Origin of the sequence: Pseudomonas sp. NFACC43 (assembly GCF_900119645.1) — a bacterium.
Classification (GTDB): domain Bacteria; phylum Pseudomonadota; class Gammaproteobacteria; order Pseudomonadales; family Pseudomonadaceae; genus Aquipseudomonas.
In genome coordinates, this window is sequence record NZ_FPKK01000009.1 from 1 (window position 1) to 21,503 (window position 21,503).

General features: G+C 61.5%; 22 protein-coding genes. 13 read left to right on the plus strand and 9 right to left on the minus strand.

Annotated elements, in window-relative coordinates:
• On the plus strand, nt 1-220 hold a 220-nt coding region (locus BT179_RS26860; RefSeq protein ID WP_256343849.1), incomplete at its 5' end, for a hypothetical protein.
• A 196-nt stretch (nt 221-416) separates the two neighbouring features.
• On the opposite strand, the gene BT179_RS16490 is transcribed toward BT179_RS26860, so the two are convergent.
• A complete protein-coding gene (locus tag BT179_RS16490; protein ID WP_072397784.1) occupies nt 417-1,910 on the minus strand; it encodes a CoA-acylating methylmalonate-semialdehyde dehydrogenase in 1,494 nt (497 codons plus the stop codon).
• Nucleotides 1,911-1,982: 72 nt separating this feature from the next.
• Nucleotides 1,983-3,332, minus strand: a complete 1,350-nt coding sequence (locus BT179_RS16495) for an omega-aminotransferase AptA (RefSeq protein WP_072431746.1) — start codon at nt 3,330-3,332, stop codon at nt 1,983-1,985.
• Nucleotides 3,333-3,454: 122 nt separating this feature from the next.
• Here BT179_RS16495 and BT179_RS16500 point away from each other — a divergent pair, with 122 nt between their 5' ends.
• The 3 genes from BT179_RS16500 (at nt 3,455) to BT179_RS16510 (ending at nt 5,770) form a co-directional block, all read left to right on the plus strand.
• Nucleotides 3,455-4,375, plus strand: coding sequence for a LysR family transcriptional regulator (locus tag BT179_RS16500; protein WP_072397786.1), 921 nt, complete (start codon nt 3,455-3,457; stop codon nt 4,373-4,375).
• A 133-nt stretch (nt 4,376-4,508) separates the two neighbouring features.
• On the plus strand, nt 4,509-5,159 hold the full coding sequence (locus tag BT179_RS16505; protein ID WP_072397787.1) for a TetR/AcrR family transcriptional regulator: 651 nt from the start codon (nt 4,509-4,511) through the stop codon (nt 5,157-5,159).
• Between the two features lie 8 nt (nt 5,160-5,167).
• The gene (locus tag BT179_RS16510; RefSeq protein ID WP_072431745.1) at nt 5,168-5,770 is read left to right on the plus strand and encodes an IMPACT family protein; all 603 of its coding nucleotides are present in this window, start codon (nt 5,168-5,170) and stop codon (nt 5,768-5,770) included.
• Between the two features lie 301 nt (nt 5,771-6,071).
• Here the strand turns inward: BT179_RS16510 and BT179_RS16515 are convergent, their stop codons facing one another.
• Nucleotides 6,072-6,500, minus strand: a complete 429-nt coding sequence (locus BT179_RS16515) for a hypothetical protein (protein ID WP_072397789.1) — start codon at nt 6,498-6,500, stop codon at nt 6,072-6,074.
• Nucleotides 6,501-6,580: 80 nt separating this feature from the next.
• On the opposite strand from BT179_RS16515, the gene BT179_RS16520 reads away from it, so the two are divergent.
• From BT179_RS16520 to BT179_RS16530, 3 genes are all read left to right on the plus strand, one after another.
• Nucleotides 6,581-6,931 carry a MerR family transcriptional regulator gene (locus BT179_RS16520; RefSeq protein WP_072397790.1) on the plus strand — a complete coding sequence of 117 codons (351 nt, stop codon included), beginning with the start codon at nt 6,581-6,583 and terminating at the stop codon, nt 6,929-6,931.
• Nucleotides 6,932-6,955: 24 nt separating this feature from the next.
• Nucleotides 6,956-7,642: an SDR family oxidoreductase gene (locus BT179_RS16525; protein ID WP_072397791.1), complete on the plus strand. Its 687-nt coding sequence runs from the start codon at nt 6,956-6,958 to the stop codon at nt 7,640-7,642.
• 238 nt (nt 7,643-7,880) lie between these two features.
• Nucleotides 7,881-9,239 carry an 8-oxoguanine deaminase gene (locus tag BT179_RS16530; RefSeq protein WP_072431744.1) on the plus strand — a complete coding sequence of 453 codons (1,359 nt, stop codon included), beginning with the start codon at nt 7,881-7,883 and terminating at the stop codon, nt 9,237-9,239.
• Nucleotides 9,240-9,282: 43 nt separating this feature from the next.
• Here the strand turns inward: BT179_RS16530 and BT179_RS16535 are convergent, their stop codons facing one another.
• Nucleotides 9,283-10,374, minus strand: a complete 1,092-nt coding sequence (locus BT179_RS16535; protein WP_072397793.1) for a calcium:cation antiporter — start codon at nt 10,372-10,374, stop codon at nt 9,283-9,285.
• A 196-nt stretch (nt 10,375-10,570) separates the two neighbouring features.
• On the opposite strand from BT179_RS16535, the gene BT179_RS16540 reads away from it, so the two are divergent.
• Complete coding sequence (locus BT179_RS16540; protein WP_072431743.1) at nt 10,571-11,524, plus strand: adenosine deaminase; 954 nt, start codon at nt 10,571-10,573, stop codon at nt 11,522-11,524.
• 76 nt (nt 11,525-11,600) lie between these two features.
• Here BT179_RS16540 and BT179_RS16545 read toward each other — a convergent pair whose 3' ends face one another.
• The 3 genes from BT179_RS16545 to BT179_RS16555 form a co-directional block, all read right to left on the minus strand.
• Entirely contained in the window at nt 11,601-12,977 is a 1,377-nt protein-coding gene (locus BT179_RS16545) for an MFS transporter (RefSeq protein ID WP_072431742.1), read from the minus strand.
• Between the two features lie 86 nt (nt 12,978-13,063).
• A complete protein-coding gene (locus tag BT179_RS16550) occupies nt 13,064-13,798 on the minus strand; it encodes an ArsR/SmtB family transcription factor (RefSeq protein WP_072397796.1) in 735 nt (244 codons plus the stop codon).
• Between the two features lie 243 nt (nt 13,799-14,041).
• Nucleotides 14,042-14,971 (minus strand): LysR family transcriptional regulator, encoded by a 930-nt coding sequence (locus BT179_RS16555; RefSeq protein ID WP_072431741.1) that lies wholly within the window; start codon nt 14,969-14,971, stop codon nt 14,042-14,044.
• Nucleotides 14,972-15,083: 112 nt separating this feature from the next.
• Between BT179_RS16555 and BT179_RS16560 the strand changes: the two genes are divergently transcribed.
• Nucleotides 15,084-16,097 (plus strand): zinc-binding alcohol dehydrogenase family protein, encoded by a 1,014-nt coding sequence (locus BT179_RS16560; protein ID WP_072431740.1) that lies wholly within the window; start codon nt 15,084-15,086, stop codon nt 16,095-16,097.
• Between the two features lie 192 nt (nt 16,098-16,289).
• Nucleotides 16,290-16,460, plus strand: coding sequence for a hypothetical protein (locus BT179_RS26780; RefSeq protein ID WP_165887848.1), 171 nt, complete (start codon nt 16,290-16,292; stop codon nt 16,458-16,460).
• Nucleotide 16,461: 1 nt separating this feature from the next.
• Here the strand turns inward: BT179_RS26780 and BT179_RS16565 are convergent, their stop codons facing one another.
• A complete protein-coding gene (locus tag BT179_RS16565; protein WP_072397799.1) occupies nt 16,462-17,655 on the minus strand; it encodes a multidrug effflux MFS transporter in 1,194 nt (397 codons plus the stop codon).
• A gap of 96 nt (nt 17,656-17,751) precedes the next feature.
• Nucleotides 17,752-17,949 carry a heavy-metal-associated domain-containing protein gene (locus BT179_RS16570; RefSeq protein WP_072397800.1) on the minus strand — a complete coding sequence of 66 codons (198 nt, stop codon included), beginning with the start codon at nt 17,947-17,949 and terminating at the stop codon, nt 17,752-17,754.
• A 149-nt stretch (nt 17,950-18,098) separates the two neighbouring features.
• Here BT179_RS16570 and BT179_RS16575 point away from each other — a divergent pair, with 149 nt between their 5' ends.
• The 3 genes from BT179_RS16575 to cueR all read left to right on the plus strand — a co-directional run bounded on the left by BT179_RS16575 (nt 18,099) and on the right by cueR (nt 21,442).
• On the plus strand, nt 18,099-18,482 hold the full coding sequence (locus BT179_RS16575) for a hypothetical protein (RefSeq protein WP_072431739.1): 384 nt from the start codon (nt 18,099-18,101) through the stop codon (nt 18,480-18,482).
• 165 nt (nt 18,483-18,647) lie between these two features.
• The gene (locus BT179_RS16580) at nt 18,648-21,029 is read left to right on the plus strand and encodes a heavy metal translocating P-type ATPase (RefSeq protein ID WP_072431738.1); all 2,382 of its coding nucleotides are present in this window, start codon (nt 18,648-18,650) and stop codon (nt 21,027-21,029) included.
• Nucleotides 21,029-21,442: a Cu(I)-responsive transcriptional regulator gene (gene cueR, locus BT179_RS16585; protein ID WP_072431737.1), complete on the plus strand. Its 414-nt coding sequence runs from the start codon at nt 21,029-21,031 to the stop codon at nt 21,440-21,442. The genes BT179_RS16580 and cueR overlap by 1 nt, the downstream gene beginning before the upstream one ends.
• Nucleotides 21,443-21,503 lie beyond the last annotated feature (61 nt).

Consider the following 21,503-nt stretch of genomic DNA (forward strand, 5'->3'; position numbering starts at 1 on the left):
CCCCGTACATCTGTCAAGTGGTTATTTTCAGAAGTTTTCAAAGTTTCCTTTGCAACTTCAACCACTTGCGCTTTCGATCTCTCGTCAGCGGGAGGCGAATTCTACAGCGTTAGCCGCTGCTGTCAACACCTCTTTTCCAGCGTCTTCGATCGTGAAGATCGAAGTGCCGACGGGACTTGACTGCAACCCTGTCGACCCCTTCCGGACTTCGATGATTTGAAGCCCTGCACACCCGAAAACTTCATAACTTATTGAATCTCAAGAAGTTTTCCGTTTCGACTGCGCCGGAAGTGGGGCGAATTATAGAGACTCAGAATCTGCCGTCAACAGCTATTTTCATAATTCTGTCATATCGGTTAAAAAGCCGTGAAAACACAGAGGCCGGCGCCCTGCGGCGCCGGCCTCTGTGTTTTCAATTACAAGCTGGGAAACGCGAACTGCGAAGCCTCATGACTGGCGCGCTGCGGCCAGCGCTGAGTGATGGCCTTGCGTCGAGTATAGAAACGCACGCCATCCGGGCCGTAGGCGTGCAGATCGCCAAACAGCGAACGCTTCCAACCGCCGAAGCTATGGTAGGCCACTGGCACAGGCAACGGTACGTTGACGCCCACCATGCCGACCTCGATCTCATCGCAGAACAGCCGCGCCGCCTCACCATCACGGGTGAAGATGCAAGTGCCGTTGCCATATTCGTGATCATTGATCAGTTGCATGGCCTCTTCCAGGCTATTGACCCGAACAATGCACAGCACCGGCCCGAAGATCTCTTCCTTATAGATGCGCATCTCGGGCGTCACGCGATCGAACAGGCAACCTCCGAGGAAGAAACCTTCTTCGTGCCCGGCCACACTCAAGCCACGACCATCGACCACCAGCGTCGCACCCGATGCCACACCGTCCTCGATATAACCGCTGACCTTGTCGCGATGCTGTCCAGTCACCAACGGCCCCATGTCCAGACCGCACGAGGTGCCGGCGCCAATCTTCAGCGCTTGGATCTGCGGAACCAGCTTGCTCACGAGCGCATCCGCCACCTGGTCACCGACACAGACAGCCACCGAAATAGCCATGCAACGTTCGCCGCAGGAACCATAGGCAGCCCCCATCAAGGCACTGACCGCATTGTCCAGGTCCGCATCCGGCATCAGCACCGCGTGGTTCTTCGCTCCGCCCAGCGCTTGGACGCGCTTGCCACGCCGAGTGCCCTCGGCATAGATGTATTCGGCAATCGGCGTCGAACCGACAAAACTCAGCGCCTTCACTTCCGGCGCTTCGATCAGCGCATCCACCGCAACCTTGTCGCCATGCACCACGCTCAATACGCCCTTGGGCAGCCCGGCTTCCAGAAGCAGTTGCGCAATCAGCAAGGTCGAGCTCGGATCGCGCTCGGAGGGTTTGAGGATGAAACAGTTGCCGCAAACGATCGCCAGCGGGTACATCCATAGCGGGACCATCGCCGGGAAGTTGAACGGAGTGATGCCCGCCACGACACCCAGCGGTTGAAAGTCCGACCAGGCATCGATGTTCGGGCCTACGTTGCGGCTGTATTCGCCCTTCAGAATTTCCGGTGCGGCGCAGGCGAACTCGACGTTTTCGATACCACGCTTGAGCTCACCAGCCGCATCTTCCAACGTCTTGCCATGCTCCTCGCTGATCAGTTGCGCGATACGCGACTCGTTCTGCTCAAGCAGTTGCTTGAAACGGAACATCACCTGGGCACGCTTGGCCGCCGGCGTCTTGCGCCAGGCAGGGAATGCCGCATTGGCTGCGTCGATAGCCTGTTGGATGGTGGCACTGTCGGCCAATGGCACTTTATGGATCGCCTGGCCGGTGGATGGGTTGAATACATCGGCCGTACGAGCACTGTCACTCAACAACTCGCCATTGATCAAATGCGGGATGAGGCTCATGGAGATCTCCGAAAATTATCCACAGGCGCCCGTGCCCGGGCGCCCATCATTGAATGTATAAAGAAGAGAATGTCAGTCCAGCTTGTTCAGCACTTCACCAACCGCATCGAATAGACGATCCAGGTCCTGAGGCTTGCTGTTGAACGTCGGCCCGAACTGCAGGGTATCGCCGCCGAAGCGGACGTAGAACCCGGCCTTCCACAGCGCCATACCCGCCTCGAACGGACGTACGATTGCATCGCCATCCCGCGGTGCAATCTGGATCGCTCCCGCCAGGCCGAAATTGCGAATATCGATGACGTTCTTCGCCCCCTTGATGCCATGCAGGGCATTTTCGAAATGCGGCGCGACCTCGGCCACGCTCTGCACCAGGTTTTCCTTCTGCAGCAAATCCAGCGCCGCCAGGCCCGCAGCGCACGCCACTGGGTGTGCCGAATAGGTATAACCGTGGGGAAATTCCACCGCGTATTCGGGGGTCGGTTGGTTCATGAAGGTCTGGTAGATCTCGGAACTGGCGATGACCGCGCCCATGGGAACAGCACCGTTGGTGACTTGCTTGGCAATGCACATCAGGTCGGGGGTCACTCCAAAGCTATCTGCACCGAACATCGAACCGGTACGGCCGAAACCGGTGATAACCTCGTCGAATACCAGCAGGATATTGTGCTGGTCGCAGATGTCCCGCAGGCGCTTGAGATAACCTTCAGGCGGCACCAGCACACCGGCGGACCCGGCCATCGGTTCGACGAATACTGCGGCGATATTTGAAGCATCGTGCAGCTCGATCAGCTTGAGCAGCTCATCGGCCAGAGCGATACCGCCCTCCTTCGGCATGCCACGGGAATAGGCGTTGCTTGCCAACAGGGTATGGGGCAGATGGTCGACATCCTGCATGGGCTGGCCGAACAACTTGCGGTTGCCGTTCACGCCACCCAGGCTGGTGCCCGCGATGTTGACGCCGTGATAACCACGGGCTCGGCCAATCATCTTGGTCTTGGTCGCCTGACCCTTGAGGCGCCAGTAGGCACGTACCATTTTCACGGCGGTATCGGCGCACTCGGAACCCGAGTCAGTGAAGAACACGTGGTTGAGGTTGCCTGGCGTCAGGCTGGTGATTTTTTCCGCCAACTGGAACGACAGCGGGTGGCCGTACTGGAAACCTGGCGAGTAATCGAGAGTTCCCAGCTGTTTGGCGACCGCCTCCTGGATCTCCTTGCGAGTGTGCCCGGCGCCACAAGTCCACAGCCCCGACAGCGAGTCGTACACCTTGCGCCCCTTGTCATCGACCAGCCAGCTGCCTTCGGCCGCGACGATCAGACGAGGATCGCGCAGAAAATTGCGGTTGGCGGTGTAAGGCATCCAGTGGGCATCGAGCTTGAGCTGGCTGGCCAGTGAAGCACCAGCGTGTTCGGGCATGTTCATCGACAAAACCTCGCAAGGAATAGACTGCATGAAGACGGAAGTGTGGTTGCGACTACGTTGCCACGGGGATAAAGTCGGTGAAATTCAACTTTTCTAACCTTCAGTCAGCGGTTCACTAAACTATGAGCGTTCGCCGCCCCGATCCGTTGGCCCAGGTCAGCGATTTCGATATCCGCTTGCTGCGCATCTTTCGAAGCGTAGTGGAATCCGGAGGATTTTCTGCGGCGGAAACCGTGCTGGGTATTGGCCGCTCGGCCATCAGCCAGCAGATGAGCGATCTTGAGCAAAGGCTGGGGCTGCGCCTGTGCCAGCGCGGAAGAGCCGGCTTCTCGCTGACGGAAGAAGGTCGCGAGGTGTATCAATCGGCGCTGCAGCTACTGAGCGCGCTGGAAAGCTTTCGTACCGAGGTCAACGGCCTCCACCAGCACCTGCGTGGCGAACTGATCATCGGCCTGACCGACAATCTCGTCACCCTGCCTCACATGCGCATCACCCATGCCCTGGCTCAGTTGAAGGAGCGCGGGCCCGACGTACAGATCCAGATTCGCATGATTGCCCCTAACGAAGTCGAGCAGGGCGTACTCGACGGGCGCCTGCATGTCGGCGTAGTGCCCCAGGCCAGCCCCCTTTCCGGGCTGGAGTACCAGCCGCTCTACAGCGAACGCTCGCTGCTTTACTGCGCCGTCGGGCATCCGCTGTTTTATGTGGATGACCTGCAGCTCGACGAAGCGCGCCTGAACAGCCAGGATGCCATCGCGCCGACGTTCCGCCTGCCTGCTGAAATCCAGGCCCGTTACCAGGCACTCAACTGCACTGCCAGCGCATCGGACCGCGAAGGGATGGCGTTCCTGATTCTCACCGGGCGCTACATCGGCTATCTGCCGGATCACTACGCCAACCTCTGGGTCCAGCAAGGCCGGTTGCGCGCCCTGAAACCCAGGGAACGCTTTTATGACCTGAGCCTGGTGACGGTGACGCGCAAGGGCCGACGTCCTCATCTGGTGCTGGAGAGTTTTCTCGAGAATCTCGCGGCTACCCGCTGACACCTCGCAGATGCGTGGACAGGGTTTGCCCAGCGATAACTGAAAGGCTTTTGTCACAACGGCACTTGTCGGATCATCGCCGGTGCGCTATCAACGCATTTGCTTGCCCCACAGACCCAGTTCGGAAACGTCCATGACCTTCGAAGTCCCTGCCCACGGTGGCAAGCCCACCGGCCGAATTCGTCAAAAGAACGAAGAGACCATCCTCAAGGCCGCTGAAGATGAATTCGCCCGGCACGGATTCAAAGGCACAAGCATGAACACGATCGCCCTGAATGCCGGACTGCCCAAAGCGAACCTGCACTATTACTTCACCAATAAACTCGGGCTGTATGTCGCAGTCCTGAGCAACATCATCGAATTGTGGGACAGCACCTTCAACACCCTCACGGCTGAGGATGATCCGGCCGAAGCCTTGACCCGTTACATTCGCGCCAAGATGGAGTTTTCCCGCCGCCACCCCCAGGCCTCGCGGATCTTCGCCATGGAAGTGATCAGTGGCGGCGAATGCCTGACCGAATACTTCAACCAGGACTACCGTGCCTGGTTCAAGGGTCGTGCAGCGGTGTTCCAGGCCTGGATCGATGCCGGCAAGATGGATCCGGTCGATCCGGTACATCTTATCTTCCTGCTATGGGGCAGCACCCAGCACTACGCCGACTTCGCCACCCAGATATGCCGCGTGACGGGACGTAGCAAACTGACCAAACAGGACATGATCGAGGCCGGCGACAACCTGATCCGCATCATTCTCAAAGGCTGCGGCCTTACCCCCATCCTCTGAGTTCCAGCATGCCTTTTACCCTTGTCGGCCTTTGCGAGTACCGCGAAGAAATTCGCAAAAGCCGCTTCATTACATTCGCCGCCCCCATCACCAGTCCCGCCGAGGCCCAGGCCTTCATCGAGCAGCACAGCGACCTGGACGCAACGCATAATTGCTGGGCGTGGAAACTGGGCGATCAATATCGCAGCAACGATGATGGGGAACCGGGTGGAACCGCTGGAAGGCCGATCCTGGCCGCCATCGAAGCCCAGGCTTGCGATCAGGTCGTGGTGCTGGTGATCCGTTGGTACGGCGGGATCCAGTTGGGCACGGGCGGGCTGGCGCGGGCTTATGGCGGCGGCGCGAACAAGTGCCTGCAGAGTGCCGACAAGACAGAATTGATCAGCCGCGTGGCGCTGCATTGTACCTGCGCGTTCGCAGAGCTGGCCCTGTTGAAGCTGCGTGTCGCCGAATCTGGCGGACTGATAAACAACGAATCATTCACCGCCAACGGTGTGGAGTTGCAGCTGGCGGTAGCCGAAGCCCAGATCCAGACCTTGCAGGCACAACTGGCCGACTTGAGTCGCGGCCGAATTGTGCTGGTGCGAACCGACGGCGCTGATAATACCTGATCAAAATTGCCCACAACCACTTTGCAGCCGGCTGTGGATAACCTGAGCACATTCCTTTGCAACCCTTCTGTCATGCGGCTTTGCGAGGGTTGCTCATTTTTCGTCCAAGCGCCTGGCCAATCCAAATTCCATCCATAAAACAAACGCTTGCAGGGGGTTATCACTTTTGGAAGAAAGCCGGCCAACGCTTATGCCCGAGTCTCGGGCTTTCACACAATAACTGTGGAGCAAGCTGTGGATAACCCGTTCATGTCTCCCGCGACCCCAGGAAATGCATGGTTCTCAAGCGCTTGCTCACTTTTTAACCATTCCCCCCATGGACAAAACGAGCTTGCTCGCCACGTACAGGCAACAGCTGGACGACGGCCCACATCAACTCGAAAAACAGAAATACCCACACCAGCGCGCTGGCGCCATGCAGCAGCGCGTAAAGCATCCAGGTCGCAAACAGCAACCGCCCCACGGCGTCATACCGCCCGTACAGTGGCCGCGGATCCCGAATCCGCAGTACCGACCATACACAAACGATCGAGCCCAAGAGATTGGCCACCAACAGGTGCATGACCCCAAACGGGGGCAACTCTCCAGGCAGGCCGAGCATCTGGGTCGCGCCCAGCAACCAGCCGTGCAGAGCGGCGAAACTCCATGGCGTGGCGAATGCCGCAGTGACGATCAGGTCGTACCAGGCGCCACCGAGCACCACGCGACGAAATTGCAGTGAAGTCCACATAGGCATTGCTCCAGATAATCAAGGAGCGAAAAGACTAAAGCCTGGGGTAAGCTCCAGGGTCAAGCTTTCCGGAGATTGCCATGCGAATCGGTGAACTAGCCCAGGCCTGTGCCGTGAGTCGTGACACGCTGCGCTTCTACGAGCAGCGCGGACTGATTGCGGCGGGCCGCAGCGCCAATGGGTATCGCGACTACCCCGCCGACATGGTGCAACTGGTGCTCTATATCAAGACAGCTCAACGCCTGGGCTTTACCCTCGGCGAGATCGGCAGCAGCGTCGCCGCCCTGCGGCAGGCACCTGACCCGGACCGCGCCGTGGCTCAACTGCTGCAGAACAAACTGAACCTGATCGAAACCCGCATGAACGAACTCGACGCTTTGCGTCACGAGCTGAAACAACGGCTCGGGCAACGTTGTCCATTAAATCCGTGACCATTTCTTTCTAGGATGCTCCCCATGAATTCGGCAAAAAACGCACTGATCATTGGCGCCTCTCGGGGGCTGGGCCTTGGCCTGGTGAAAACGTTGCTGAGCGATGGCTGGAACGTGACCGCCACCGTACGCAATCCGCAGAACGCGCAGGCATTGAAGGCGCTGGGCCCGGTTCGAATAGAAAAACTCGACATGGATGACCAGCAAGCCGTAATCGCCCTGAGCCAACAGCTCAAGGGCGAAACCTATGATCTTCTGTTCGTCAACGCGGGCGTCAAAGGCCCGGACAACCAGAACCCCGGCGGCGCGACGCTGGCCGAAGTCGGCCAGTTGTTCTTTACCAACGCAGTGGCACCGATCAACCTGGCCCAACGGTTCGTTGGCCAGATCCGCGAAGGCAGCGGCGTCCTGGCATTCATGAGTTCGGTCCTGGGCAGCGTGACCATGCCCGACGCGCCGGAACTGGCGTTGTACAAGGCCAGCAAGGCCGCGCTCAATTCCATGACCAACAGCTTCGTTACCCAACTGGGCGGACGGCCATTGACGGTACTGTCATTGCACCCGGGCTGGGTGAAAACCGACATGGGCGGTGAAGGGGCGGATATCGACGTCGAAACCAGTACTCGTGGATTGATCGACCAGGTCAACGCCTTTGCCGGCAAGGGTGGACATCACTTCGTCAACTACAAGGGCGAAACCATCCCCTGGTAATGACGGACATTGGCAATAGGCTTGCTTGCCAAGACAACGGGCCAGCCGGCATCAACGCCGGGTGCCCTTGCACATTCGCGAGTAAGCCCGCCTGCCCAGGAGCACGCGGCCCGGCACTGGAAATGTGTCCGGCAACCTGAGTAAACTCGCGCTTCGCCCCCAACGGCGACCCTGGATCAGCAGACAGGGCATCACTGAGCTGGCTAACCTGAACCCACTTTCAGAGGAGCCGGCCACCATGCCTGCGACCCGTACCTGGTTGAAAAATCCCCTCGCCATCTTCACGGCCAACGACCTCGACGTCCGTGGCGGCCTCGTCCTGCAAGGCGGTGTGATCGTCGAACTGCTGAGCGCGGGCCAATCCCCTTCCCTTCCCTGGGACAACGTCTTCGATGCACGCGACCATGTCGTGCTGCCGGGCTTGATCAATACCCATCACCATTTCTACCAGACGCTGACCCGCGCCTGGGCGCCGGTGGTCAACCAGCCATTATTCCCGTGGTTGAAAACCCTGTATCCGGTGTGGGCGCGGCTGACGCCGGAAAAACTTGCCCTGGCGACCCGAGTGGCACTGGCTGAATTGCTGCTGTCGGGCTGTACCACGGCCGCCGACCATCATTACCTGTTCCCCGAAGGGTTGGAAAACGCAATCGACGTGCAAGTGCACAGTGTCCGCGAACTGGGCATGCGCGCGATGCTGACCCGCGGTTCCATGAGCCTGGGCCAAGCCGACGGTGGCCTGCCGCCGCAGCAGACGGTGCAACAGGGCCAGGTAATTCTCGATGACAGCCAGCGCTTGATCGAGCGTTACCATGAGCGCGGCGACGGCGCGCAGGTCCAGATCGCCCTGGCGCCCTGCTCTCCATTCTCGGTCACCCCCGAAATCATGAAAGCCAGCGCCGACCTGGCGGACAGCCTCGATGTCCGCCTGCATACACACCTGGCAGAGACCCTCGACGAGGAAGACTTCTGCCTGCAGCGTTTCGGCCTGCGTACCGTGGACTACCTTGACAGCGTCGGCTGGCTCGGTCCTCGCACCTGGCTGGCCCACGGCATTCATTTCAACACCGACGAAATCGCTCGCCTTGGCGCCGCCGGCACCGGCATCTGCCATTGCCCCAGCTCAAACATGCGCCTGGCCTCGGGTATCTGCCCCACCGTCGAGCTGACCGCCGCCGGCGCCCCCCTTGGCCTCGGTGTGGACGGTTCGGCTTCCAACGACGCCTCGAACATGATCCTGGAAACCCGCCAGGCGCTGTACATCCAGCGCCTGCGCTACGGCGCACAGGCAATCACGCCAGAAAGGGTGCTGGGCTGGGCAACCCGGGGCTCGGCGCAGTTGCTCGGACGCAGCGACATCGGCGAACTGGCGGTGGGCAAACAGGCTGACCTGGCCCTGTTCAAGCTCGACGAGCTGCGCTTTTCCGGCAGCCACGATCCGATTTCAGCCTTGTTGCTGTGCGGCGCGGACCGGGCCGATCGGGTGATGATCGGCGGACGATGGCGCGTCATCGACGGCCAGGTCGAGGGGCTCGATCTGAAGGGGCTGATTGCCGACCACAGTCAGGCGGCGCGGGAACTGATCGCGGGTATCTGACCTGAAGCCTGCTCGCGATGCACACTGCTGTCGCGAGCAGGCCTTAGAGGCCCAGCAGCGACAACATGATGAAGGTCGCGAACAGGACGAAGTGAGTCATGCCTTCGATGGCATTGGTTTCGCCATCGTTGAGGTTGATGGCGCTGACGATCAGGGTGATGAAGATCATCACTGTCTGCACCGGGGTCATCGCCATCTGGAAAGGCTGGCCGGAGTAGAGCGCCATGGCCTCCATCACCGGCACTGTCAGGATCACCGTCGATAACGAAGCCCCCAGGGCAATGTTCACCACCGACTGCATCCGATTGGCGAGAGCGGCGCGCAGGGCGGTGAGGATTTCCGGTGCGGCGGAAATGGCCGCCACCAGTATCGCGGTGACCACCGGCGGTGCGCCTGAGCCCTCCAGGCCCAGGTCGATGGCCTTGGACATGACCTCGGCCAGCGCGCCGATCAGCACGACGCCAAACACCAGCGCACCGATGGAAAACGCCAGGCTGATGGGCTTGGGCTCGTTCTCCAGCGGTTCTTTCCGGCGGCGCTTTTCCGGATAGCTGTAGCTGAAGAAATAGCTGTGAGGTCCGACCTGCATGCGAAGAAAAAGGGTGTACAGCACGATCATCGCGCCGATGGTGAATGCCGAATAGTGCTTCCAGTTTTCCTGGGGAATAAATTCGGGCACCACCATCGAAACGCCCATGGCGGTGAGAATCATCACGCTGTAGGTGCGTGCCGAATCGTCGTTATAGACCTGCTCGCCATGCTTGAGCCCACCCATCAGCGCGGCGAGCCCGAGGATGCCATTGATGTCGAGCATCACTGCGCTATAGATCGTGTCCCGCACCAGAGTGGGAGATGCCTGGTTGCTCATCATGATCGCCAGGACCACGACCTCTACCAGTACCGCCGACAGGGTCAGGATCATGGTGCCGTATGGATCGCCGACCTTTTCCGCCAGCAGTTCGGCGTGATGGGCCACGCGCATGGACGCCGCGATAATGAAGCCGATCAGGACCAACCCACCCGTCAGCGCAACGATCCGGCCACCGCCCAACAGCCAGTGTTCCAGCGGATAGGCGACGAGCGCCGCCAGAAGCGCCAGCAACAACAGTTTTTCTTGCTTGATCAATGAGGACATCCCAGGCCTGCACTGTGCGCGGAGTCATGAGCTACTAGACTGTGGGGGGCTACGAACGTTTCCTCCGATTCATCGACCCGCGAGGCTCGCGGTGCGCAGCCTTGCCCAGACAGTGGATCGGCCGGTCAGGTTTTACCAGACATTACGGCCAGCCTCTGTAGAATGGCTGCCATCGATTCGCTGATGAGAAAAGAACATGTACGACTGGCTGAACGCCCTGCCCAAGGCTGAACTACACCTGCACCTGGAGGGCTCGCTGGAGCCCGAGCTGCTGTTCGCCCTGGCCGAACGCAACAGGATCGCCCTGCCGTGGAGCGACGTCGACACCCTGCGCAAGGCCTATGCCTTCAACAACCTGCAGGAGTTCCTCGACCTGTATTACCAAGGCGCCGACGTCTTGCGCACCTCGCAGGATTTCTACGACCTGACCTGGGCCTACCTGCTCCGTTGCAAGGAGCAGAACGTGGTCCACACAGAGCCGTTCTTCGACCCACAGACCCACACCGACCGTGGCATTCCTTTCGAAGTGGTGCTCAACGGTATCGCCGCCGCCCTCAAGGACGGTGAACAGCAACTGGGCATCACCAGTGGCCTTATCCTCAGCTTCCTGCGTCACCTGAGCGAAGAACAGGCCGAGAAAACCCTCGACCAGGCGCTGCCCTTCCGCGATGCCTTCGTGGCCGTGGGCCTGGACAGCTCCGAGATGGGGCATCCACCGAGCAAGTTCCAGCGGGTATTCGACCGCGCGCGTCACGAAGGCTTCCTGACCGTGGCCCACGCAGGCGAGGAGGGCCCGCCCGAATACATCTGGGAGGCCCTCGACCTGCTGAAGATCCAGCGCATCGACCACGGCGTGCGGGCCATCGAAGATGAGCGGTTGATGCGGCGGATCATCGACGAGCAGATTCCGCTGACGGTCTGCCCGTTGTCCAATACCAAGCTCTGTGTGTTCGACGACATGTCGCAGCACAATATCCTCGACATGCTCGAGCGTGGCGTGAAGGTGACCGTCAACTCGGACGATCCGGCGTACTTCGGCGGCTACGTCACGGAAAACTTCCACGCGCTGCACACTCATCTGGGCATGACCCAGGACCAGGCCAGGCGTCTGGCGCAAAACAGCCTGGATGCACGCCTGGTCAAGCCTTAAGCCTCACAATGAGCGACTCGCCACAGAAAAAGACCTGTGGCGAGTACTCTTGCTCCCCTCGCCACGGTCGTGTTCGTTACCTGGTGGCTTCGCTCAATTCTTCCAGGGTCCTGCCCCGGGTTTCCATCCCGAACAACCACACCACTCCGGCCGCCACGGCGAAGCACAGCGCGCCCAAAGCGAATACACCGCCCTGTCCGGTGATGGGAAATACCAGACCGGTCACCAGTGGCCCGAGCAACGAGCCGATGCGACCGACCGCGGAGGCAAAGCCCGAGCCCGTGGCCCGCGCCGAGGTGGGATACAGTTCCGGCGTGTAGGTGTAGAGCACCGCCCACATGCCGAACAGGAAGAACTGCATCAGCAGACCGGTGCCGATCAACAGGCCAACGTTGCCGCCGAACACCGCGCTCTGCCCATAGAGAAACGCCATTACGCCACCGCCCAACAGGGTCATGACACACACGGGCTTACGTCCCCAGCGTTCCACCAGCCAGGCCGCCATCAGGAACCCCGGGATCCCGCCCAGGGAAATCAGTACGGTGTAATACACCGACTGGGTCACGGCAAACCCCGACTGCTGCAGGAGCGCGCTCAGCCAGGATGTCAGCCCGTAGAATCCCAGCAGGGCGAAGAACCAGACACTCCAGATCATCATCGTGCGCTGGCGATACAACGGTGACCAGATCCGCGTCAGCGCCGAAAAGAACGTGCCCGGCGCATCCACCTGCCTTGGCAGCCGGATCGGCTCCGGCAGTGCCTGGCTCCCCAGGGAGCGCCGGACCTTGTCCTCGATTCGTCCCAGCACGGCGTCCGCCTCGCCATCCCGCCCGGCTTGTTCCAGCCAGCGCGGCGACTCGGGAATGAAGAAGCGAATCACCAGGACGAACACCGCCGGTACCGCCAGCACCAGAAAGATGTCGCGCCAGCCGATCACCGGCAGCAGGAAATACGACAGCGCCCCCGCCGCCACGAAGCCCAGCGGCCAGAAGCCATCCATCAAGGCAATGTAGCGTCCCCGCTGCCTGGCCGGGATCAGCTCAGAAAGCATGGACTGGGCAATCGGAAATTCCATGCCCATGCCGATCCCCAGCAGGATGCGAAACAGCGTCAGTGTCTCGATGTCCTGGGCGGTGGAGCACAGGTAACTGGCGACGCCCCACAACACGATGCTCCACTGGAACACCGGTTTGCGCCCGAACCGATCAGCCAGCATGCCCGACAGCGACGCCCCCACCACCATGCCGAAGAAGCTGGAGCTGGCCAGCAGTCCCGCCTGGGCAGTGCTCAAGCCGAACTCGACTTTGATCGAGCCCAGCAGGAAGGTCATCATGGCCAGGTCCATCGAGTCGAAGAAAAACGCCAGGGCGATGATGATGAAGATAACCCGGTGATATCCGCTGATGGGCAGCCGCTCCAAGCGTTCTGCCGCACTGTAACGGTGAGTGTCCATATTGCGTCCCCCAGTCCGATGATCGTCGGCCCGAGTGTGCGCGAACCTCGCGGCTGGCTATTGCTGAATACGACCTGTCGATAGCCCTAGAGCGCCATTTCCAGGGCATCCTGCCTGGCGAAACGATGGATTTCCTGCTGGCCGAGCACCGTCACCTGCAAGGCGCGTGAGTCGTTGGGCAGGCTCAACCAGCCGGACTGCATGAACAATTGCAGCAACGCAGCCCCCAGGGCGCCTCCCAGGTGCGGACGGCGTTCGCTCCAATCGGGGCAGGCGCAGGCGGTGCGGGCGTTGCGATGGGCCAGGGCCTGGATGAACAGGCCATGACCGGCCAACTGGCTGGAACCCTTGTGGGTGACGATGACACGCTGGTCGCACTGCTCGATCCAGCCGGCATCCAGCAGGCGCTGGTACAGGTCGGCCGCCAGGGTGCCTCCCAAGTGATCGTCACACAGCCTGGCCCGCAACAACGAGGCCGGGGCCGACGGCGCCTTGGTTGGCATCACCCCTCGCTTGAAGACCTCCGGGATCTGTCGCGGTGTGCTGGCGAGCGTGGCGCTGGCCAGGGCCTCGACAGCCGCGCCGATCTCGGGTGCCGCGAGGCGGAAAAACCGTTTGCGTCCCCGGGCTTCGACTTTCAACAGGCCACCGGCGGACAGGCGCCCCAGATGAGCACTGGCCGAGGACGGCGATAACCCGGCCAGCAAAGCCAGCTCTTCAGCCTGCCGCGCCGTGCCGTCCATCAGCGCCCACATCATTGCGCTGCGCTTTGGGTCGGCCAGCAGCGTGGCGATCTGGCTGATGCAAGGTGCATGTTCCATGTATTCACTCCCTGTTGAATCATTCGTCTACTGCTCTGGGGCCTGGTGACCCGTCATGAGGCGCCGCCCAAGGCGGCCCGACCGCGGGAACCGACGGCATCGATGCATCGACGGGACAATGCTTCCCCCGTGCCGTGTCGATTCAGGCGGCCGTTAGTATAAGCGTGGCGACCAAGCTTTCCTGTCCTCCGGAAACCTTTGGAGGCGATTGTTCATGAGGGAAAATTCTCTATTTGCCCGCGACTATTGGTCATCCTCTGTCGAGCGCGGAAATTGCGCGGTCAAATGTCCACAGCGGGCCTGGAGCATTTCCCGCAACAGGTTGATGGGCTTGCTCAACTGTGCCCGATGAGCACACAGCAGATTCAGCGGCGCACGCTCGCATTGCAGGTGCGGCAGCAGGATCTTCAAGCGTCCGGCCAGCACATCGGTCGAGACATCCAGCCACGACTTGTAGGCGATGCCCGCCCCGGCCACCGCCCAGCGTCGCACCACGTCGGCATCGTCGCTGAAGCGGTCCCCGCTGACGGTGAGACTCACTTCCCGCTTACCGTCATGAAAGCACCAGCGGTCATGGACTCGGGTACCGAGCATGTACAACAGGCAATTGTGCTGGGCCAGTTGTTCCAGCTGACGAGGTTCGCCATGGCGGGCCAGGTAGTCCGGCGCAGCACATAGCACCCTGCGGTTATCCGCCGCGACCGCAAGGGCCACCAGGCTAGAGTCCTCCGGTTCGCCATAACGCAGCGCGATGTCCACGGGTTGCTTGAACAGGTCGGCGATCCGATCCCCCAGCAACAGCCGCACCGTCAGCCCGGGATGCTCGCCCTGGAATTCGTCCAGCCAGGGCAGCAGCAGGTTGCGCCCCAGATCCGAGGGTGCGGACAGCTGCAGCACACCACTGACCCGGTCCTGGCCACTGGTCAACAATCGCCGTCCCTCGTCAAGGCTGCTCAGTGCGGCCCGGGCATATTCGAGGAAGCTCTCCCCTTCGGCGGTCAGGCGCAGGCTGCGGGTCGAACGGGCCAACAGCCGGGCCCCAAGATGCTGCTCGATCCGCTTCAATGCGGCACTGGCCACCGCTGCCGACAGGTCCATGACCCTGGCCGCGGCAGAAAGGCTGCCCAGATCCGCCGCCCGGACAAAGAGCTGCAGGTCATCGAATCGAAGCATGGCGACTCCGTTATCAAAAAAATATTGAAAGAGCCTGTTCTTTTAGCCGGTTTTATCGCGTCGATAAATAGCTAACCATTGGTGGCATCCAATCATCTGACGGAGCCGCTCCATGAAAGCCATTGCCTACTACCATTCGCTGCCGATCACCGACGTGAAATCGTTGCAGGACATCGAGTTACCCGAACCTGTCGCAGGTCCCCGGGACCTGCTGGTGGAAGTCAAGGCCATTTCGGTCAACCCGGTCGACACCAAGGTCCGCCAGAATGTCTCGCCTGAAGGTGGCGCCGCCAAGGTGCTGGGCTGGGACGTGGCCGGTGTGGTCAAGGCCGTGGGCAGCGAAGTGTCCTTGTTCAAGGCCGGTGACAAAGTGTTCTACGCCGGTTCCATCACCAGGGCGGGTGGCAACAGTGAATTGCACGTGGTGGACGAGCGCATCGTTGGCCACATGCCTGTGACCCTCGGTTTTGCCGAGGCGGCCGCACTGCCATTGACGGCCATCACCGCCTGGGAGCTGTTGTTCGAACGGCTGCAGATCCGCGAAGGCCAGGACAACAGCGACCAGAGCCTGCTGATCGTCGGTGCCGCGGGAGGCGTGGGTTCGATCCTGACGCAACTGGCTCGCCGGCTCACCGGGCTGAAGGTCATCGGCACCGCTTCCCGGCCACAGACCCAGGAGTGGGTACGGGGCCTGGGGGCCGATCTGGTGATCGATCACAGCCAACCGTTGAGCCAAGCACTGAAAGCAGCGGGCCAGTCCCAAGTGACCCACGTTGCCAGCCTGACCCAGACCGACCAGCATCTGGAGCAATTGGTCGAGGCCCTGGCCCCCCAGGGCAAGCTGGCGCTGATCGACGATCCCAAGGCGTTGGACGTAACCAAACTCAAGCGCAAAAGCCTGTCGCTGCACTGGGAATTCATGTACACCCGCTCGCTGTTCGAAACGCCAGACATGATTGAACAGCACCGCCTGCTCAACCGTGTCGCCGCGCTGGTCGACGCCGGCACCCTGAAGACCACCGTCGGGGAACACTTCGGCATCATCACCGCCGAAAACCTGCGCCGCGCCCATGCGCTGCTGGAAAGCGGCAAGGCCAAGGGCAAGATCGTACTCGAAGGCTTCTAGCGATCGGCATGGCAGCTTGCTTGCGATGAATATGAGGAGGCACGGCACAGCGTGCCGCTCTCATCGCAAGCCTGCCCCTGGACGGAAATAGCCACCGTCAGTCTGACAATTGACCGTTGTCACAATTGCGATCGTATTCCGGTCTACACTCGAGGCCTTTGCAACGCAATCTTTTACGTGAGGAGGTCAGCAATGAAGATCCTGATAAAAGAAGTGGCAAAATCCCAGTGGCAAGTGCGTCTTGACCAGCATGTCGTCACCTTCCGTACCGAGGCCGAAGCCAAGGCCTTCGCCACCACCCTCCAGGCTCGAATTCTCGCGCCGCACCAATTCCCTGAACAGCAACAGCGCGCGGCCGGCTGAATCAGTCCTGACGACCGACGACCCGGGCATCCTGCAAGCGCCGGGTCAGCATGGCCGTGCCAACGACCAACAGTCCGCAAAGGCTGATGACCAACGCCATCGGCACGGCCGTACCGTCATGCAACGCCGCCACCAGCGCGGCAGAACCAGCGGCCACGGAGAACTGCAGGCACCCCAGCATGGCTGAAGCACTGCCAGCCCGGGCACCTTGGCCGTTCATGGCACATGCAGACGCGTTGGGAATGATGCATCCCAGGCTGGAGATGCAAACGAACAGAGGCACCAGCAACGGCCACAAATGCGCAGGCTGCAAGGAGCAAACACCCAGGAGGCTCAGGCCGGCGGCCAGGTAGACCCATACCGCGCGGACCAGCAGGAAGGCCGGGCCACGCTTGGACAGCAACCGAGCGTTGAGCTGCGCCACCAGGATAAAACCGGCTGCGTTGGTCCCGAACAGCCAACCGAAGTGCTCGGCCGGCACGCCGTAGAGCTTGATGAATACGAACGGCGAGCCGGCGATGTAGGCAAACATCCCGGCCATCGCGATCCCACCTGTCAACGCATGCCCCAGGAAGACCCAATCGCCCAACAACCGACCATATTGGCGCAAGGCGCCGGACAATGGTTGTCGGGGCATGTGGGGCGGCAGGCTCTCGGGCAGCCACAGGGCCACGGCCGTTGCGGCCAGTGCGCTGAACAGGGTCAGGCCGATGAAAATCGATTGCCAACCGTACAGGTTCACCAGCAGGCCGCCGAGCATCGGGGCCAGGATCGGCGCCAGTCCCATCACCAGCATCAGCTGGGAAAACACTTTGGCCGAGCCGACCGCATCGCATTTGTCGCTGACCACCGCGCGGGAGATCACCATACCGGCACATCCGCCCAGGGCCTGGACGAAACGGGCCCCGATCAGCCATTCCAGGCTCGGTGCGTAGGCGCAGGCCACGGACGCCAGGGTGAACAACCCGACGCCCGTCAGCAATGGAATGCGCCGACCGAAGCGATCGGCCACGGGCCCGTAGGCCAGTTGCCCGATGGACAGTCCAAGGAAATAGGCGGCGAGCGTCAGCTGGATATGTTTTTCGTCAGTGCCGAAGGCGGCAGCCATGGCCGGAAAGGCAGGCAGGTAGAAATCGATCGCCAAGGGACCGAAGGCGCTCAAGGCGCCGAGAATCAGAATGATACGAAGGTTCATCGGGCGTCCCGTTCAGGCGTCAGTCGGCAGCCCGACAGTCTATCCGTGCCGGGCGCCCTTGAACATTCCGATAGGTCGCTAACGATTAAAAATAATTCAGGCGGGAGTGACCTCGTACCCCTCCTCCTGGATGGCCTCGACCAGCGTCTCGACCGGCAAGGAACTCTGGACCCGTACCGTCTTGGCGCCGAGGTCCACCTGCACGTCGGCGGATGGATCCCTGGCCTGTACAGCCTGGGTGATGGCCCTGACGCAATGACCGCAGGACATTCCCTGGACATTGAGTGTTTGCATGAAATGACTCCTAGGCAGTTGAGGTTGTCGGCAGTTTCAAGCTTGCCATCATGGCAAGGTCAAGTTCTGGCGAAAACTGCCGGGCTGGCAATCGGCAACGCGCTCAGCCAAGCTGCACACATCAAGGATTTCACACCGGAGGTTCAGTCATGCGCTGGTCAGCGTTCAGCCTGTTTTGCATGCTCGGTTTGTCAGCAGTGGTTCCCCAGGCTTCGGCCGCCGGCGAAGACTACGGCGTGCTGATCATTTCCCGCGAGCGCCTGGAAGTAGCGACTTCCTGCGAGATTGGCATCTATATCGACGACCAACTCACGGCCAGGCTGTTTCAGGAAACGAGTACCTCCTTCAACCTGCCGCCAGGACGATTCTCCTTGCGTCTGAAACTACTGCCAGGCCAGGTGCCGGGATGCAGTCCAGGCATGCTCGCGCCAGGCTCGCAAGACGTCACCCTCAAGGCCGGGGACATTCTGAAGTTCCGTATAGCCGCCAATCAGCAAGGCATGTACCTCAAGCAGGCAACGCTGGGTTATTGATCCCCAGGATCGAATGAAGCGCTGCCTGCAGGCGCGAGCCAGCTCGCGATAGGGTCGCGCCTTCAGCCGCTCGCTTCCAGATGACTGGATAGTTTGAACTGGCTCTTGACCTTGCCAGCATGGCAAGGTTGATCCTGTAGTCATTCACTACAGGGAGCCTGACCAATGTCCGAATCCACCACGTTCAATCTGCCGATCGCCGGCATGACCTGCGCCAGTTGCGCCGGTCGGGTCGAGCGGGCGTTGAGCAAAGTCGCCGGCACCCGCGCCGTCAGCGTGAACCTGGCGACGGAACAGGCCCGGGTCGAGGCCCCGGCACAGAGCCTGCCGGCCTTGATGCAGGCCGTCGAACACGCCGGCTACAGCGTGCCCGTCCAGACCCTTGAACTGAAGATCGAAGGGATGACCTGCGCCTCATGCGTCGGCCGGGTCGAACGCGCCCTGGGCAAAGTCCCCGGCGTGAACCGCGTCAGTGTCAACCTGGCCAACGAGCGCGCCCACCTTCAATTGCTCGGCCAGGTCGATTCGCAAGCCCTGATCGACGCAGTCAAGCGTGCCGGTTACGACGCCAGCGTCTGGCAGGCCGAGCCCCCCCAGGACAGCCAGATCCGTCGGCTGGACCGAGAACGCCTGGTGCTGATACTGGCGATCATGCTGTCGTTGCCGCTGGTGCTGCCGATGCTGTTGCAGCCATTCGGCGTGCACTGGATGCTCCCGGCCTGGGTGCAGTTCGTCCTGGCGACGCCGGTCCAGTTCATTTTCGGGGCGCGTTTTTATGTCGCGGCCTTCAAGGCAGTGCGTGCTGGGGCGGGGAACATGGACCTGCTGGTGGCCCTGGGCACCAGCGCCGGCTACGGCCTGAGTATCTATGAATGGGTGCTCGCCGGTTCGTCGCATCTGTATTTCGAGGCTTCGGCGGTGGTGATTGCCCTGGTATTGCTGGGCAAATACCTGGAGAGCCGTGCCAAGCGCCAGACCGCCAGCGCCATTCGCGCCCTCGAAGCCCTGCGCCCGGAACGGGCAACGCAGGTGATCGACGGCCAGGAACGGGACGTCGCCATCAGTGCCCTGCGCCTCGATGACGTGGTGCTGGTCAAGCCTGGAGAGCGCTTTCCAGTGGACGGTGAAGTCCTGGAGGGACAAAGTCATGCCGACGAGGCGCTGATCAGCGGCGAGAGCCTGCCGGTCCCCAAACAGCCCGGCGACAAGGTCACCGGCGGCGCCATCAATGGCGAAGGCCGCCTGTTGGTACGCACACGGGCCCTGGGTACCGAGACAGTCCTGGCGCGCATCATCCGCCTGGTGGAAGACGCCCAAGCGGCCAAGGCCCCCATCCAGAAACTGGTGGATAAGGTCAGCCAGGTATTCGTGCCCGTGGTGCTGGTGCTGGCCCTGGCCACCCTGGCGGGCTGGTGGCTGTATGGGGCGCCGCTGGAGACGGCATTGATCAATGCCGTCGCCGTACTGGTGATCGCCTGCCCTTGCGCCCTGGGCCTGGCGACACCTACAGCAATCATGGCCGGTACCGGCGTGGCGGCGCGCCACGGGATTCTGATCAAGGATGCCGAGGCTCTGGAGCGCGCCCATGAAGTCAGCTCGGTGGTCTTCGACAAGACCGGTACCCTCACCTCCGGCACACCACGAATCGCCCACCTGGCGGCCCTCGACGGCGACGAGGCTACCTTGTTGCAACTGGCTGGTGCCCTGCAACGCGGCAGCGAACATCCCCTGGCCAAAGCAGTGCTGGACGCTTGTGCCGAGCGTGGCCTGGATGTGCCGAACGTCAGCGACAGCCAGGCCCTGGCCGGACGCGGCATCGCCGGCAGCCTCGATGGTCGGCGCCTGGCCCTGGGCAATCGTCGCCTGCTGGACGAACTGGGCCTGGCCCCCGGATCGCTGGCCGAGTCGGCCCAGGCCTGGGAAACCGAAGGCCGGACTCTGTCCTGGCTGGTCGAACAGAACGCCACGCCCCGCGTGCTGGGCCTGTTCGCGTTCGGTGACACCCTCAAGCCTGGTGCTCTGGCGGCTGTGCAGGCGCTGGACGCACGGCATATCACCAGTCACCTGCTCACCGGCGATAACCGGGGCAGCGCCCGAGTGGTTTCCGAGGCGCTGGGTATCGCCAATGTGCATGCCGAAGTGCTGCCGGGAGACAAGTCCGCCATCGTCGTTGAATTGAAGAAAAACGCCGTGGTGGCCATGGTCGGCGACGGGATCAACGACGCCCCGGCCCTGGCCGCCGCGGACATCGGTATCGCCATGGGCGGCGGTACCGACGTGGCCATGCACGCCGCCGGCATTACCCTCATGCGCGGTGATCCACGGCTCGTGCCGGCGGCTCTGGACATCAGCCGCAAGACCTACGCCAAGATCCGCCAGAACCTGTTCTGGGCCTTTGTCTATAACCTGATCGGCATTCCGCTGGCGGCATTCGGCTTGCTCAACCCCGTATTGGCCGGCGCCGCCATGGCGCTGTCGAGCGTCAGCGTGGTGAGCAATGCGCTGCTGTTGAAATTCTGGACACCCGGGCACCTGGAGGACAAGTGATGAACATCGGCCAAGCGGCCCGCCAAAGCGGCCTGAGCGCGAAGATGATCCGGTATTACGAAACCATCGGCCTGCTCAAGGCCGCCCATCGAACCGACAGCGGCTACCGGATCTACGGCACCGAAGACCTGCACACCCTGGCGTTCATCAAGCGCTCCAGGGATCTGGGGTTTTCCCTGGAAGAAGTCGGCAAACTGTTGACCCTCTGGCAGGACCGACAACGGGCCAGCGCCGACGTGAAGGCCTTGGCGCGACAGCACATCGACGAACTGAACCAGAAAATTCGTGAGCTGGCCGGGTTGCGCGACACCCTTCAGGACCTGGTGGAGCACTGTCACGGCGATCACCGCCCGGACTGCCCGATTCTCAAGGAGCTGGCATCGGGGTGCTGCGAAAAGACCGCGGATGCCTAGACCCGCGTCCCCTTGAGGATTTGAATGCCCCAGGACATCAATGCGGGAGCGAACCGGCACC